The organism is Acidobacteriota bacterium (genome assembly GCA_016712445.1).
Lineage (GTDB): Bacteria > Pseudomonadota > Alphaproteobacteria > Caulobacterales > Hyphomonadaceae > Hyphomonas.
The window spans coordinates 2,030,452-2,043,773 of record JADJRB010000001.1 but is presented as its reverse complement, the minus strand read 5'-3'; the positions used below and the strand labels follow the sequence as shown (position 1 = coordinate 2,043,773).

The following is a 13,322-nucleotide window of genomic DNA, read 5'->3' as shown; positions in this document are numbered from 1 at the left end:
TGTATCGTCGGCGGACATGAAGTTCACGGATTCCCATCTGTTGCCGGCCGGCCTTGAGCGGTCGCTGAGGTTCTACGTCACGAACCCCAGCCCGTGCCCGTATTTGCCGGATCGCAAGGAACGCAAGGCGTTCACGAACCTCGCCATTGCGGAAGCAGATGCCGTCCACAACGTACTCAGCCAGTCCGGGTTCCGCCGCAGCCAGTCGATCGCCTACCGCCCCGCCTGCCTGCGCTGCAACGCCTGCCGCAGCGTGCGCGTGCCGACGCGCGACTTCCATGTCAGCCGGAATGACCGCCGCGTCATCCAGCGCAACGAGTCGCTGGTGCGCCGCCCGGTCGTCTCGCAGGCCACCCGCGAACAGTTCCGCCTCCTGAAATCCTACGTGAAGACGCGCCACGACAATGGCGGCATGTCGGAGATGACCTACCGGGACTATGTCGCCATGGTCGGCGGCAGCCCGGTCCAGAGCCTGATCTTCGAATACCGCGATGGTCCGGACGACACGGCGCCCCTGGTCGCCTGCTCGATCACCGACGTGCTGCGAGACGGCTTCTCGATGGTCTACACCTTCTTCGATCCCGAAAAGGCTGACCGCAGCCTTGGCCACCATGTGATCCTCGATCACATCAAGCACGCGCAGGAGCTTGGCCTGCCGCACGTCTATCTCGGCTACTGGGTCAAGGGCAGCCCGAAGATGGCGTACAAACGTCGCTATCAGCCACTGGAAGTGCTTGACGGCGACCGCTGGCGGCTCTTGAGAGACGACGAGTAAGCTGCGACGAGAGGCCCGGACAACCGGCCCGCGCAGCCTGGGGAGGCATTCCATGATCAACCGCCGCAACCTGGTTGGCGCGGGGCTGCTCGGCGCGGCCGGCGCCGCCGCCACCTTCGCCAATCCGAAAACCGGCGAGGCGCTCTCCGGCCCCGCGATCAGCCGCAACCGCCGCCGCTTCAACATGGTCACCACTTGGCCGAAGGGCCTGCCCGGCCTCGGCCGCGCGGCCGAGCGCCTATCGGAATTTGTCTTCGCGATGTCGGACGGCCTGATGGAGATCAAGGTCTTTGCCGCCGGCGAGCTTGTGCCGCCCTTCGAAAGCTTCGACGCGGTCGCCAACGGCTCGGCCGACATGTACCACGGCGCCGACTATTACTGGACCGCCAAGTCCACCGCCTTCCCCTTCTTCACCGCCGTGCCCTTCGGCATGACGGCGCAGGAGATCATGGGCTGGATCGATTTCGGCGGCGGCCAGGAACTCTGGGATGAGCTCGCCGGCCAGTTCGGCATCAAGTCCCTGCAGGGCGCCAATACCGGCCACCAGATGGGCGGCTGGTTCCGCAAGGAAATCCGTGGGCTGAACGATTTCGTCGGCCTCAAGATGCGCATCCCCGGCCAGGGCGGCGAAGTCCTCCGCGCGCTCGGCGGCGCCTCGGTCGCCCTCGCCGGCGGCGAGATCTACCAGGCCCTCCAGACCGGCGCGATTGACGCCACCGAATGGGTCGGCCCCTGGAACGACTACGCCCTCGGCTTCCACCGTGAGGCGCCCTACTATTACGGTCCCGGCTTCCACGAACCGGGCGCCAGCCTCGCCGTCGGCATCAACCGCGGCGTCTGGGACAGCCTGATCCCCAGCGAGCAGGCGATCCTGAAAGCGGCCTGCGCCGCCTGCAACCACCTCTCGCTCGGCGAATTCACCTACCAGAACTCGGTGCATCTCGACCTCCTCGTGCGCGAACACGGCACCCAGCTTCGTTCGTTCCCGGAGGAAGTGGTCAAGCGCATGTCGGAGGCCGCCTACGACGTGCGCGCCGCCAGCGGCAAGGACGGCATCGAAAAGCGCATCTATGAAAGCTTCGAGACCTCGCTGAAGCTGATGCGCGGCTGGGCCGGCGTCTCCGACGGGCCGTACTACGCCGCCCGCGCGCTCGGCAAATAGGCCGGAGACCCGCATGGACAGCCAGGTCTTCCTGACAATCGGCGCCGGCCTCAAGTGGGTCGGTATCGGCCTCCTGCCGCTCTTCGCGCTGCCGCTGATCGTGCTCGCCGTGCCGCGCGTGCTCGACCGGCCCGCCCTCGCCGTCTCCGCCGCCATTGACCGCATCAGCGGCTTTGCCCTCGGCACCGCCATGGTGAGCGGCCTTATCCTGGTGGTCGCCCAGCTCGCCGTGGTCGTCCTGCGCTATGCATTCGGCCTCTCCTTCACCTGGCTCAGCGAGATCGTCACCTACGCCTTCGCCGCGATGTTCATGCTCGCGGCCGCCGGCGCCCTGCGCGACGGCGCACACGTGCGCGTCGACATCCTGCGCCCCCGCTTCGGCGAAACGGGCCGCAACTGGATCGAACTCGCCGGCGCGTATCTCTTCCTCTTCCCGATCTGTGTACGGATCCTCACCACGGGCGAAGCTGGCCTCGCCCGTTCCTGGCTGCTCCTTGAAGGCTCACGCGAGTCCGACGGCCTGCCGATCCTCTACCTCTTCAAGACCCTGCTGCCGGTCTTCGCCGTGCTGCTGATGGCGCAGGGCCTGTCCGAAAGCCTGAAGGCTGCGCTGCGCCTGACCGGCGCGCTGCCACCGGCGGAGCCCGCCGCAGACCCGGAGGCGAGCGGCCATGGAACTTGAAGCCATCCTCGCCATCTCGATGTTCGCCGCCGCCGTCTGCGCGCTGCTCGCCGGCTATCCCGTCGCGCTGACGCTCGGCGGCATCGCGCTGATCTTCGCCCTCGTCGGCATCGCCCTCGGCGTCTTCCCGGACACTTTCCTGAAAGCCTTCCCCAGCCGCATCGAAGGCGGCGCGATCATGCAGAGCCAGACGCTGATCGCCGTGCCCCTGTTCGTGCTGATGGGCGTCATCCTCGAGCGCTCGCGCGTCGCGGAAGACCTGCTGGGCATCGCCAGCCGCCTGCTCGCCAATGTGCGCGGCGGCCTCGGCTTCGCCGTCATCCTCGTCGGCACCCTGCTCGCTGCCTCCACCGGCATCGTCGGCGCCACCGTCATCACCATGACCCTGATCGCGCTGCCGACCATGCTGCGCCAGGGCTACGACATGCGCCTCGCCACGGGCACCATCGCCGCCTCCGGCACGCTCGGCCAGATCATCCCGCCCTCGATCGTGCTGATCCTCCTCGCCGACGCGATCTCCAACGCCGCCAGCCAGGCGAGCCTGCGCACCGGCGCCGGCTCTGCCGTCGTCTCGGTCGGCGACCTCTTCGCGGGCGCGCTGATCCCCGGCCTCATCCTCGTCGGCTTCTACCTCGCCTGGGTCGCCCTCGTCGCCTTCACGCGCCCCGCCGCCTGCCCGCCTGCGCCGCGCGAGGAAGGCACGCCGCCGCTCACCGGCAGCGAAATCGCGCTCGGTCTCGGCGCCCCGCTCGCGCTCATCGTCGCCGTGCTCGGCTCCATCCTCGGCGGCATTGCCCCGCCCACGGAAGCTGCGGCCATCGGCGCCGGCGGCGCGCTGCTCCTCGCGGGCCTGCGCCTCGCGCGCGACGCCGGCAGCCGTCTCTCGCCCGTCATCCTCGCCGGCCTCGCCAGCCTCATCGTCATCCTCGTCCTGCGCAACGCGCTCGACCTGCGCGTCGGCGACATCCAGCATTCCGGTCTCGCCGCCTTTGGCATGGCCATCACCGCACTCGGCTGCCTCGTCTTCGCCGCGTCGCTCGCCGCCGGCGTCCTCGTGCTGCGCAAGGCCGCCCAGCTGACGCCTGCCCTGAAAAGCGCCGCCCATATCACCGCGATGGTCTTCCTCATCCTGATCGGCGCCTCTCTGTTCAGCCTCGTCTTCCGCGGCTTCGACGGCGACGACCTTGTCGCCGAAGTGCTGCACGGGACACCCGGCGGCAAATGGGGCGCTCTCGCCATGACCATGCTTGTCATGTTCGTGCTCGGCTTCTTCCTCGACTTCATCGAGATCGTCTTCGTCGTCGTGCCGCTCGTCGCCCCGCCGCTGATCGTGCTCGGCTGCGATCCGGTCTGGCTCGCCATCCTGATGGCGGTGAACCTGCAGACGAGCTTCCTCACCCCGCCCTTCGGCTTCGCCCTGTTCTACCTGCGCGGCGCCGCTCCGCCGGAAGTCAGCACCCTGCAGATATGGCGCGGAGCCATCCCGTTCATTGCGCTTCAGCTGCTGCTCATCGTGCTCGTCGCCGCGATCCCCTCGCTCGCCACCTGGCTGCCCTCCATCGCGGCCCAGTAGTCCCGTGGGACAGGACATCTCCCCCTTCCAGGCGATCGCCATCAGCCGCCGCGCGCACGAGATGAAGGCCGCGGGCCAGCGCATCCTGCACATGGAATTCGGCCAGCCCTCGACCGGCGCGCCCAAGGCGGCCATCGCCGCCGCCCACGGCGTGCTCGACACCGAAGCCATGGGCTACTGGGAAAGCGTCCCGCTCAAGGCCCGCATCGCGCAGCACTACAAGGACACCTACGGCGTCACCGTCCCGCCCGCGCGCCTCGCCATCACCTGCGGCGCCTCTCCGGCGCTTGTCCTCGCGCTCGCCACCGCCTTCAATCCCGGCGACCGCATCGCCCTCGCCCGCCCGGGCTACGTCGCCTACCGCAACACCATCCGTGCCCTGAACATGGTGCCCGTGGAGATTCCCTGCGGCGCTGCCGAACGCTACCAGCTGACGGCCGCCGCCCTCGATGCACTCACCCCCGCCCCGGCCGGCGTCATCCTCGCCAGCCCCGCCAACCCCACCGGCACCATCATCGCCGAAGCCGAACTGCGCGCCATCGCCGATGTCGCCCGCAAGCGCGGCATACGGATCATCTCCGACGAGATCTATCACGGCCTCACCTACGGCCCGAAGCTGCACTCGATCCTCGAGTTCGACCCCACCGCCTATGTCGTCAACAGCTTCTCGAAGTACTTCTCGATGGCCGGCTGGCGCCTCGGCTGGCTCGTCTCGCCCGAAGACGGCGCGGCCCGCACCGGCGCCTATATCGGCAACCTCTTCCTCACCGCGCCGTCACTCGCCCAGCATGCCGGTCTCGTCGCGATGGACAGCCGCGACGAACTCGAAGGCCATCTCGGCGTCTACCGCGCGAACCGCCAGCTCCTGCTGGACGCGCTCCCCGGCCTCGGCCTCGAACGCATCGCCCCGCCCGACGGCGCCTTCTACATCTATGCCGACATCTCCCGCTTCACAGATGACAGCCTCGCCTTCTGCCTGAAACTCCTCGAAGACACCGGCGTCGCCACCGCCCCCGGCGTGGACTTCGACCCCGTCGACGGCCACCGCTTCATGCGCTTCTCGTTTGCGCTGTCCACGGACGAAATCAAGGAAGCAATCGGCAAACTTGAGCCTTGGTTCAAGGCGCAACGCTGAGCCTGCCCTTGCCCACTTGCGCAAATGCCTTGCCGTGCTTGAAGGCGCGCCATACCCTCGTCAAGGTAAGGGTCCGCCCTCCCACTCCTCAGCTGGAGCGATCATGCGTCATTGGCCCCTTTTTGCCCTGCCGGCCCTGTGCCTGTTTGCCTGCTCGCCGCCGGACCGCGCGGCCCTCGCCGACACCCCGGCTGCCCCGGCGCCCGTGGAGAGATCGCAGGAAGAGCTGACCTGGACGACCGGCGCCTGGGAGGCGCCGGAAGGCCTCACCCAGTTGCCGATCTGGCCCGGCGCCGCCCCCGGCGTCGACGCGGCGTCCAGCCCGCCGGAACGCGTCGCCACGCGTTATTCCCCCGAAGCGGTCGGCGGCGACACTTCCCAGGCCATCTTCGATGTCAGCGACCCGACCATCACGATCTATCCACCGAAAGGCGCGAACACCGGCGCGGCGGTCATCGTCTTTCCGGGCGGCGGATTCAACGCTGTCGTGGTCACCCTCGAAGGCACCGAGATCTGCGACTGGGTCACGTCGCATGGCATGACCTGCATCCTCTCGAAATACCGTGTACCGAACACCAACCATTCCTGGAACAAGGAATGCCAATGTGTCGTCGAGCCCAATCCCGCCCCCGCCTTGCAGGATGCGCAGCGGACCGTCCGCATGGTCCGCGCCATGGCGCCGGAGCTCGGCATCGATCCCGCAAAGGTCGGCGCCATGGGTTTCTCCGCAGGCGGCTACCTCACCGTCCAGCTCAGCAACATCTCCGAGCCGGAATATCCGCTTACGGACCGTATCGACGCGTTCAGCAGCCGTCCGGACTTCGCCATCTCCTTCTTCGCCGGCCATATCTGCCGCGCCGGCGACAAGCTCGACCCCCGCCTCAAGATCACCGAGAAGACACCGCCGACTTTCCTGATCCAGGCCTGGGATGACGACGTGAACCCCGTCTGCAACGCGACCGTCTATGCCCGCGCGCTCGACGCCGCCGGCGTGCCCGCCGAAGTCCACCTCTTCGCCACCGGCGGCCATGCCTTCGGCCTCAGGCGCGACCACTCGCCGGACACCGTCTGGCCGTCGCTGCTCGAACACTGGCTGCGAGAACGCGGCGTCCTGCCCTGAGGGCCCCTCAAACCGGTTGCACTTCCTTCGGCTTCGCCGTCCGGCGCACGCGCTCACGCGCCTTCGGCTTGGGCAGCTTGCGGAACCGGCTCTGGCACCAGGCCCAGCCGACGCCGACATCGATCAGCGCATCGGAGCGCCCGCACGGGCAGGCAAATTCCCAGAGGTCGAGCACGCGGTAAGTTTCCCCCGCCACCAGCGGCACGGGTTCACCCGTCACATGGTTCGGGGAGGCGTTCACGCACAGGACCAGATCACCGGGGCCAAGGGTATCGCTCATGGAGGCTGTGCATAGCACAAGACTGCGCCCGGGAGCGATAGCCCTCGACCAAACTCCGGCCGCCGCGAACGGCTCGTCCTCAGCGAAGTCGAAGGAGAGCCGGGGCTTCACGACCGCTCGGCTTGGCCCATCCTTCGACTTCGCTCAGGATGAGTGATGGCTTTTGAAACGGGCCAGCCACCTACTCCGCGCACGCGCCCCAGAAGCTCTCGATGCCGGGAATGGCGTCCTTCGTCAGTTCCAGTTCCGGCACGAACACCTGGAAATCCTCTTCCGGCAGTACACGGATATACAGCGTCCGCGCTAGGCTCGTCGGCGTCGCCTCCGGCTCGTTCCAGCAGCCCGGCGCGACCGCCCCGAAGGTCAGCTCGTTCTCGCCCGGCGCTTCCTGCTTCAGGCGCGCCACTTCAAGGCTGAGCGCCCGCAGCCGTTCGGCATCTTCCGGCATCGTGGCATAGCTCCACATCGTGAAGCCCTCGCGCGCCTCGCTGGCAAGGAATGGGCTGTCAGAGCCTTCCTTGGCGTCCAGCGCAAACTCTTCCGCGATGTCCACGCCGAGGCGCGGATTGATCAGGTTGATCTGCAGGTAGGCCCCGTCATCATAGGCCCGGAAGGTCGACGGAATCCGCATCGCCAGGGCGATCTTCGACAGGTCCAGCTCGGTCGGATCGAGCGACGGCAAGGGGCCGGCCTGTTCCGGAGGCGCAGTCTCCTCCACCGGCAGCGGCGCGGCATCCGGCGCTTTCTCGGTCTTCGGGGAACAGGCGGCAAGCGCGGCGGCAAGGCCGGCAATCAGGAGAAGGCGCATGATCGGTCGTCCTTTCGGGATCGGTCCGCCAGATTCACCCGAATTCAGCCGCCGCGTCCAGCACCTGTATTCATTCGCATTTGTAATCTGCCTCTGCGCCGCCATCCGCCGTGCGCGTCAGCGAAACAAACGTGCAGCCTTCGGGCGCCGCGTCCCGCGCGGCCTGTTCGAGTTCCGCCGGCAGCGTGCTCTCACCCGCCTGGATCGAGAAATCCGGCCCCATCGCCAGCGACAGCTTCAGCTTGAATCCCTGCCCGTCGAGCGGGGCGGCGTAGAAGTTGAAATTGTCGGTGCCGATCGTCTGCGGCGCCAGCCCGTTCCAGCTCGACGCGCTCCATTTGACGTGCGGCGCGCCGCCGCCAGATGCACAAGCGGCGAGCCCGAGAGAGCCCGCCGCAAGGAGGAAAGATATTTTCATGACAGCCTCCGATGCGAAGCCGTCAGTGTAGCGCGCAATCGCCGGCCTAGAAACTCACCTTCGGCGGCTCGTCGAGCGCCGCGCGGCCTTCCACGCCGACATCGAAGAATTCGCGTGGCTCGAAGTTGAAGCTGCCCGCCACGATCGATCCCGGGAACTGCTCGCGCGCCGTGTTGTAGTCCTGCACCGCCGAGTTGTAGAACCGCCGCGCCGCCGCCAGCTTGTCCTCGATCGCGGACAGCTCGTTCTGCAGCTGCAGGAAGTTGGTGTTCGCCTTCAGGTCGGGATAGGCCTCGGCGAGGGCGAACAGCTTGCCCAGCGCCTGGCTCAGCACGCCTTCCGCCTTCGCCATGTCGCCGGCCGTATTGGCCGCCTGCGCCGCATTGCGTGCCGCGATCACCTGCTGGAAGGTTTCCTGTTCGTGGCTGGCATAGCCCTTCACCGTTTCGACCAGGTTCGGGATCAGGTTTTGGCGCTGTTTCAGCTGCACATCCACGTCCGCGAAGGCCTGGTTGACGCGCTGGCGCTTCATCACCAGGCCGTTGTAGATCAGGATGATCAGGCCCACGATCGCCACGATCACAGCCAGCACGACAAGTACGAGATTCATGGGTGCCCCCTTGAAGGAATTCCGGATATTCAAGGGGTAGTCGGGTGCGCCGCCCCGCGCAAGAAAACTTTGCCCCTGCCGCAGACGCGCCCCTGTGGCTGTCCAGCCAGCAGGCATGCTCCGCCCCCCGGTCCAATGGCCGCCTGCGGACCACTCGCAGTCGCAGTCGTCTTCTCCGGCTGGGCAGCTGAAAGCGGTGCACCACGCCGCATTGACCGTGCCCTGCCTGCCGTCGCACTGTCGGCGCACGCCCCACCCGCAAGGACACTTCGCGCCATGGCTTCCCCGTTTCCCGCAGGCGAGCACCACTACGTCCACCGCATCGGCTGGCTGCGCGCCACCGTGCTCGGCGCCAATGACGGCATCGTCTCCACCGCCAGCCTCGTCATCGGGGTCGCTGCCGCCGCCGCCACGCCCAGCGCGATCCTCGTCGCCGGCGTCGCCGCCCTTGTCGCCGGCGCCATGTCGATGGCTGCCGGCGAATTCGTCTCCGTCAGTTCGCAGTCGGACACCGAGCGCGCCGATCTCGAGACCGAGAAAGCCGCCCTGCGCGATTATCCGGAGGCGGAGCTTCAGGAGCTCGCCGACATCTACATCAAGCGCGGGGTTGAGCCCGCCACCGCCCAGGCGGTCGCCCAGCAGTTGATGAAGCACGACGCCCTCGGCGCCCATGCCCGCGACGAACTCGGCATGAGCGACATGGCCGCCGCCCGGCCCATCCAGGCCGCCCTCAGTTCCGCCGCCAGCTTCTCGGCCGGCTCCGCCCTGCCGCTCGCCGCCGCCGCCCTGTCGCCGCACTACATGATCACCCCGGTCGTCGCCGCCGTCTCCCTCGCCAGCCTGGCCATCCTCGGCTGGATGTCCGCAGCCGCAGGCGGCGCCGGCAAATGGCGTGCCGTGTTTCGCGTAGTGTTCTGGGGCGCCGCCGCGATGATCGTTACCGGCGTGATCGGCGCCGTCTTCGGCACCGTCGTCTGAGCCCGCCTCAGGCGTCGTCCGGCTCCAGCGTCCGGCGCGGCTTGTAGACCGGCGTCTCCACGCGGACGAACCGGCGCGCCCGCCCGGCCTCGAGCACCAGCGCCGTCAGCCCGGTGCCATGCACCGCGCCGGTATCGATGCCGGTCGCGTGCGGAAATTCCGCTGGCCCGTCAAAGAACGGCTGGTGCCCGAACACCACATGCCCGAACCGCCCATCATACACTTCCGCCCAGAACCGGTCGCCCGGCCGCTCCTTCCCGAGCCCGACAAACGCGCCGGCCCCCTGCTCGATATACCGTGTGCGGATGATCTTCAGGAACTTCTCGCGGGCCTTCTTGTCCATCCGGTCCACCTCGTCCGGACTGTCCGGAAACGCCTTCAGGTCACCCGGAATGCCGCCATGCACCACCAGCACGCCGAACTCGTCCAGCCGCCAGAACAGCGGCGCTGCGTCCAGCAAGGCCCGCCCGCGCGGCGTCAGCGCTTCCGTCATCTCCGCCAGCCGCGGCGCTTCCTTCGCCGACTGGCGCGCCACTTTCGGCCGCAGCGTCAGGTTCGCCCGGTAGCGCCGGTGGCGTTCCTCATGGTTGCCCTCGACCAGCACGACTTCATACGGCGCCTCCGCCTGCAGCCGCGCCACATCATCGACCACGCCCGCGGAATCCGGCCCCTTGTCGACGAGGTCGCCGACGAACACGAGCCGGTCGCCCGGACCAAACGCCAGCTTCGCCAGCAGCTCCGCCAGCGCCGCGCGCATCCCGTGCACATCTCCGATGATCGCCGTGCGGGCCAAGTGCCTGCCTTTCCGTTGCAACCGGCCTGATACAGGTCAGCGCGCGGGGCGGCAAATCGTTCACCCGCCTTCGAGGTCCGCCTTCATCCGCGCCAGCAGGCCCACGGCGCCTGCCGCATGCGGCCCGATCCAGCGGTCATGGATCTCCTTGATCGGCAGCGCATTGAGGTGGTTCCAGCGCACCCGCCCCACCTTGTGCGCAATCACCAGCTCCGCCGCTTCCAGCACCTTCAGGTGCTGCATCACCGTGCACCGGTCGAGCCCCGCAAACCGCGCGCACAGCTCGCCCGTCGTCTGCGGGTTATCCTTCAGCGCGTCCAGCATCTGCCGGCGCACCGGCGCCGCCAGCGCCCGGAACACTGCGTCTTCCCTCGTTTCCACGTCCACGCTTGACATGTTATATTTTTATAACATGATGGAGAAAAGAACAAGCCCCCGGGAGACCAGACATGGACCTGAAATTCGAAGTCAGCGGCCGCATCGCCCGCCCCGTCGCCGAAGTCTTCGAGGCCGTCGCCGACCCGAAAAAGCTCTCCGGCTATTTCACCACAGGCGGCGCCAGGGGCCGCCTCGAAACCGGCGCCACCGTGATGTGGGATTTCCACGATTTCCCTGGCGCCTTCCCGGTTGAGGTCGTCGAAGTCGAGAAGAACAAGCGCATCATCCTGCGCTGGGAGGCCAATGAAGGCCCGCCCCTGGAAGACGGCAAACCCGTCGACAGCGCCGCCGCCGGCTACATGACCACCGTCACCCTGCGCTTCGAGGATCTCGGCGACGGACGCACCCTCGTCACCATCGCCGAGGAAGGCTGGCGCCAGACCCCCGGCGGCCTCAAGGCTTCCTATGGCAACTGCATGGGCTGGAGCCAGATGATCTGCGCCATGAAGATGTATGTCGAACACGGCATCAACCTGCGCGACGGTATGTACCGCTAGCCACCCGCCGGATTTTCGATAATTTTGACGGCATGACGGAAGCCGACGCCCTCGCCCACATGATCCGCAATGCCTACCGGGTCGCCGTGTTCACCGGCGCCGGCATCTCCACCGAGAGCGGCATCCCGGATTTCCGCTCCCCCGGCGGCGTGTGGAGCAAGATGCAGCCGATCATGTTCCAGGATTTCGTCGCCTCCCGCGACAAGCGCCGCGAAGCCTGGACCCGCGTCTTCAACCGCACCGCTGGCTGGACAGGCGCCTCGCCGAATGCCGGCCACTACGCCATCGCCGAACTCGTCGCCGCCGGAAAAGTCGCCAGCGTCATCACCCAGAATGTCGACAACCTGCACCAGGATTCCGGCGTGCCCGACCGCCAGGTCATCGAAGTCCACGGCAACGCCTCTTACGCCAAATGCCTCAATTGCGGAAAGCGCTACGAGATCGAAGACCTGCGCCACCGCTGGGAAGCCGACGAAGACATCACCTGCATCTTCTGCACCGGCCTCATCAAGACCGCGACCATCTCCTTCGGCCAGGCAATGCCCGAAGCCGAAATGGAGCGCGCCTCGGAGGAAGCCTCGCTCTGCGACCTGATGCTCGTCCTCGGCTCCTCGCTCGTGGTCTACCCGGCCGCCGGCATCCCTTTGCTGGCCAAGAAACTCGGCGCCGGGCTCGCCATCGTCAACCGCGAACCCACCGACCAGGACCCCTACGCCGACCTCGTCCTCAACACCGAGATCGGCCCCCTGATGACAGACGTCATCGCTCGCCTCTAAGCCCCCTCTACCCAAGCGCGGCCCCATAAGCCCCCTCTCCCTTCAGGGAGAGGGGGTTGGGGGTGAGGGGGTGCAACGCCCGAAAATCCGTACACGGCTGCTGGCGAAACACCCCCTCGCCCCTCGCCCTGAAGGGGGAGGGGATCCTGGCCTTATCTTTTCCCTCCGCACACAAACCACTTATGCAACAAAAATCCGACCCAAACCCCAACAGAATCAAGGTGCAAAAACTATTTTCGCCGAACTTGTCCGCCTCCCCTCCGGCCGGGGTTACACTGCGCGCATGGACACGTCTGCCGCCCCGCCTTCGCCCGACACCGAACCGCTGATCTACAAGGCGGCGCACCTTGCGTTCTGGCTGGCGGGCGAGCTGCGCGCCCTGCTCGCGGCCGAGCCCGGCAAGGTCCTCGAGCAGCCATTCCTGCGCCATGTCCTGCACCACTATCTCTTGCCCGCCGAGGCGGCGCTTCGCCGGGCGATCCACCTGTTGGCCGCCGGCCTGCCGCCGATGCGCGCGCCGCCGCGCCGGTTCCGTCCCCTGCCCCGCGCCATCCCGGCGCTGCATCCCGTTCGCCGCGCGCCGCGTCCTCCGGTCTTCCGCCTCTCCGAACGCACACCTGCTCCGCCCACGGATTACATGCCCGAGCACCTGAGCCCCCGCATCCGGATCATCGGCCCGCCCGCCTGCGCCCTTCCGGTCGCACGCCCGCCTGCACGCCCGCCCCGCACGCCCGTTTCCCTTGAAGACCGCCTGCGCCGCCGCTGCGCCGCCCTCGACACTGCGCTGAAAAACCCTGACGCCGAGGCCCGCCGCCTCCTGCGCCTGCGCGCCCGCCTCCCGGCGCCGCGCCCACTCCTGCGTTTCGCAAGGATCCCCGGCTACCGCTCTCCCATCATCACCGAATCTGGCCGCAGCGCACTGGCCGCCATCAACGCAGAACTCGTCGCCAGGCAGCTAAACACGTCCTGACCTTACACTGGCCGTGAATTCTCGCCGTCATAAGCGGTGAACTTCCGCTCAATCAACCCCATCGACCGGGCGGCTTGCCGCCACGGCTCGATGTGCGCAGCCTTGAGGTGCGCCATCAGGCTCGCCTCATTCGGCCATTCTTCCGAGAACCTTATCAGTCCGGGCTCGAACAAATCCTCGGCGACGTCATAGGCAAGGCACCCGTCATGCGTGCGCGTCGCCTCGACCAGGGCTCTCAGATGCGGACGGACCGCAGGGATCGCCTCGGGAGGAAACCGGAGATATCCCACAACCACGACCGTCATCG

General features: G+C 67.5%; 17 protein-coding genes. 10 read left to right on the top strand and 7 right to left on the bottom strand.

The annotated features are described in order from the left end of the window. Nucleotides 1-16: 16 nt before the first annotated feature. The 6 genes from IPK75_10385 (at nt 17) to IPK75_10360 (ending at nt 6,447) form a co-directional block, all read left to right on the top strand. Entirely contained in the window at nt 17-775 is a 759-nt protein-coding gene (locus IPK75_10385; GenBank protein ID MBK8198769.1) for an arginyltransferase, read from the top strand. 52 nt (nt 776-827) lie between these two features. Beyond that, nucleotides 828-1,937 (top strand): TRAP transporter substrate-binding protein, encoded by a 1,110-nt coding sequence (locus tag IPK75_10380; protein MBK8198768.1) that lies wholly within the window; start codon nt 828-830, stop codon nt 1,935-1,937. A gap of 13 nt (nt 1,938-1,950) precedes the next feature. Next, on the top strand, nt 1,951-2,619 hold the full coding sequence (locus IPK75_10375; protein MBK8198767.1) for a TRAP transporter small permease subunit: 669 nt from the start codon (nt 1,951-1,953) through the stop codon (nt 2,617-2,619). After that, entirely contained in the window at nt 2,609-4,192 is a 1,584-nt protein-coding gene (locus IPK75_10370; GenBank protein ID MBK8198766.1) for a TRAP transporter large permease subunit, read from the top strand. The genes IPK75_10375 and IPK75_10370 overlap by 11 nt, the downstream gene beginning before the upstream one ends. A 4-nt stretch (nt 4,193-4,196) precedes the next feature. After that, entirely contained in the window at nt 4,197-5,327 is a 1,131-nt protein-coding gene (locus IPK75_10365) for an aminotransferase class I/II-fold pyridoxal phosphate-dependent enzyme (GenBank protein ID MBK8198765.1), read from the top strand. A 103-nt stretch (nt 5,328-5,430) separates the two neighbouring features. Then, on the top strand, nt 5,431-6,447 hold the full coding sequence (locus IPK75_10360) for an alpha/beta hydrolase (GenBank protein ID MBK8198764.1): 1,017 nt from the start codon (nt 5,431-5,433) through the stop codon (nt 6,445-6,447). A gap of 7 nt (nt 6,448-6,454) precedes the next feature. On the opposite strand, the gene IPK75_10355 is transcribed toward IPK75_10360, so the two are convergent. The 4 genes from IPK75_10355 to IPK75_10340 all read right to left on the bottom strand — a co-directional run bounded on the left by IPK75_10355 (nt 6,455) and on the right by IPK75_10340 (nt 8,563). Further along, nucleotides 6,455-6,727 (bottom strand): hypothetical protein, encoded by a 273-nt coding sequence (locus IPK75_10355; protein ID MBK8198763.1) that lies wholly within the window; start codon nt 6,725-6,727, stop codon nt 6,455-6,457. Between the two features lie 181 nt (nt 6,728-6,908). Further along, nucleotides 6,909-7,535, bottom strand: a complete 627-nt coding sequence (locus tag IPK75_10350) for a hypothetical protein (protein MBK8198762.1) — start codon at nt 7,533-7,535, stop codon at nt 6,909-6,911. Nucleotides 7,536-7,605: 70 nt separating this feature from the next. After that, nucleotides 7,606-7,953: a hypothetical protein gene (locus IPK75_10345; protein ID MBK8198761.1), complete on the bottom strand. Its 348-nt coding sequence runs from the start codon at nt 7,951-7,953 to the stop codon at nt 7,606-7,608. Nucleotides 7,954-7,999: 46 nt separating this feature from the next. Continuing rightward, nucleotides 8,000-8,563, bottom strand: a complete 564-nt coding sequence (locus IPK75_10340) for a LemA family protein (GenBank protein ID MBK8198760.1) — start codon at nt 8,561-8,563, stop codon at nt 8,000-8,002. A 276-nt stretch (nt 8,564-8,839) separates the two neighbouring features. On the opposite strand from IPK75_10340, the gene IPK75_10335 reads away from it, so the two are divergent. Further along, nucleotides 8,840-9,541 (top strand): VIT family protein, encoded by a 702-nt coding sequence (locus tag IPK75_10335; protein MBK8198759.1) that lies wholly within the window; start codon nt 8,840-8,842, stop codon nt 9,539-9,541. 7 nt (nt 9,542-9,548) lie between these two features. Here IPK75_10335 and IPK75_10330 read toward each other — a convergent pair whose 3' ends face one another. Next, nucleotides 9,549-10,298: a serine/threonine protein phosphatase gene (locus tag IPK75_10330; protein ID MBK8198758.1), complete on the bottom strand. Its 750-nt coding sequence runs from the start codon at nt 10,296-10,298 to the stop codon at nt 9,549-9,551. 96 nt (nt 10,299-10,394) lie between these two features. Further along, the gene (locus IPK75_10325) at nt 10,395-10,730 is read right to left on the bottom strand and encodes a helix-turn-helix transcriptional regulator (protein MBK8198757.1); all 336 of its coding nucleotides are present in this window, start codon (nt 10,728-10,730) and stop codon (nt 10,395-10,397) included. 53 nt (nt 10,731-10,783) lie between these two features. Here IPK75_10325 and IPK75_10320 point away from each other — a divergent pair, with 53 nt between their 5' ends. The 3 genes from IPK75_10320 to IPK75_10310 all read left to right on the top strand — a co-directional run bounded on the left by IPK75_10320 (nt 10,784) and on the right by IPK75_10310 (nt 13,015). Next, nucleotides 10,784-11,269, top strand: coding sequence for an SRPBCC family protein (locus IPK75_10320; GenBank protein ID MBK8198756.1), 486 nt, complete (start codon nt 10,784-10,786; stop codon nt 11,267-11,269). Between the two features lie 32 nt (nt 11,270-11,301). Beyond that, nucleotides 11,302-12,045, top strand: coding sequence for a Sir2 family NAD-dependent protein deacetylase (locus IPK75_10315; protein ID MBK8198755.1), 744 nt, complete (start codon nt 11,302-11,304; stop codon nt 12,043-12,045). A gap of 283 nt (nt 12,046-12,328) precedes the next feature. Next, nucleotides 12,329-13,015: a hypothetical protein gene (locus IPK75_10310; protein ID MBK8198754.1), complete on the top strand. Its 687-nt coding sequence runs from the start codon at nt 12,329-12,331 to the stop codon at nt 13,013-13,015. Between the two features lie 2 nt (nt 13,016-13,017). On the opposite strand, the gene IPK75_10305 is transcribed toward IPK75_10310, so the two are convergent. Further along, the gene (locus IPK75_10305; protein MBK8198753.1) at nt 13,018-13,320 is read right to left on the bottom strand and encodes an antibiotic biosynthesis monooxygenase; all 303 of its coding nucleotides are present in this window, start codon (nt 13,318-13,320) and stop codon (nt 13,018-13,020) included. Nucleotides 13,321-13,322 lie beyond the last annotated feature (2 nt).

Excerpts from the sequence above, each read along its gene's own strand:
- IPK75_10385 (MBK8198769.1), top strand. The coding sequence starts at position 17 with ATGAAGTTCACGGATTCCCATCTGTTGCCGGCCGGCCTTGAGCGGTCG.
- IPK75_10380 (MBK8198768.1), top strand. The coding sequence starts at position 828 with ATGATCAACCGCCGCAACCTGGTTGGCGCGGGGCTGCTCGGCGCGGCC.
- IPK75_10375 (MBK8198767.1), top strand. The coding sequence starts at position 1,951 with ATGGACAGCCAGGTCTTCCTGACAATCGGCGCCGGCCTCAAGTGGGTC.
- IPK75_10370 (MBK8198766.1), top strand. The coding sequence starts at position 2,609 with ATGGAACTTGAAGCCATCCTCGCCATCTCGATGTTCGCCGCCGCCGTC.
- IPK75_10360 (MBK8198764.1), top strand. The coding sequence starts at position 5,431 with ATGCGTCATTGGCCCCTTTTTGCCCTGCCGGCCCTGTGCCTGTTTGCC.
- IPK75_10355 (MBK8198763.1), bottom strand. The coding sequence starts at position 6,727 with ATGAGCGATACCCTTGGCCCCGGTGATCTGGTCCTGTGCGTGAACGCC.
- IPK75_10350 (MBK8198762.1), bottom strand. The coding sequence starts at position 7,535 with ATGCGCCTTCTCCTGATTGCCGGCCTTGCCGCCGCGCTTGCCGCCTGT.
- IPK75_10345 (MBK8198761.1), bottom strand. The coding sequence starts at position 7,953 with ATGAAAATATCTTTCCTCCTTGCGGCGGGCTCTCTCGGGCTCGCCGCT.
- IPK75_10340 (MBK8198760.1), bottom strand. The coding sequence starts at position 8,563 with ATGAATCTCGTACTTGTCGTGCTGGCTGTGATCGTGGCGATCGTGGGC.
- IPK75_10335 (MBK8198759.1), top strand. The coding sequence starts at position 8,840 with ATGGCTTCCCCGTTTCCCGCAGGCGAGCACCACTACGTCCACCGCATC.
- IPK75_10330 (MBK8198758.1), bottom strand. The coding sequence starts at position 10,298 with ATGCGCGCGGCGCTGGCGGAGCTGCTGGCGAAGCTGGCGTTTGGTCCG.
- IPK75_10325 (MBK8198757.1), bottom strand. The coding sequence starts at position 10,730 with ATGTCAAGCGTGGACGTGGAAACGAGGGAAGACGCAGTGTTCCGGGCG.
- IPK75_10320 (MBK8198756.1), top strand. The coding sequence starts at position 10,784 with ATGGACCTGAAATTCGAAGTCAGCGGCCGCATCGCCCGCCCCGTCGCC.
- IPK75_10315 (MBK8198755.1), top strand. The coding sequence starts at position 11,302 with ATGACGGAAGCCGACGCCCTCGCCCACATGATCCGCAATGCCTACCGG.
- IPK75_10310 (MBK8198754.1), top strand. The coding sequence starts at position 12,329 with ATGGACACGTCTGCCGCCCCGCCTTCGCCCGACACCGAACCGCTGATC.
- IPK75_10305 (MBK8198753.1), bottom strand. The coding sequence starts at position 13,320 with ATGACGGTCGTGGTTGTGGGATATCTCCGGTTTCCTCCCGAGGCGATC.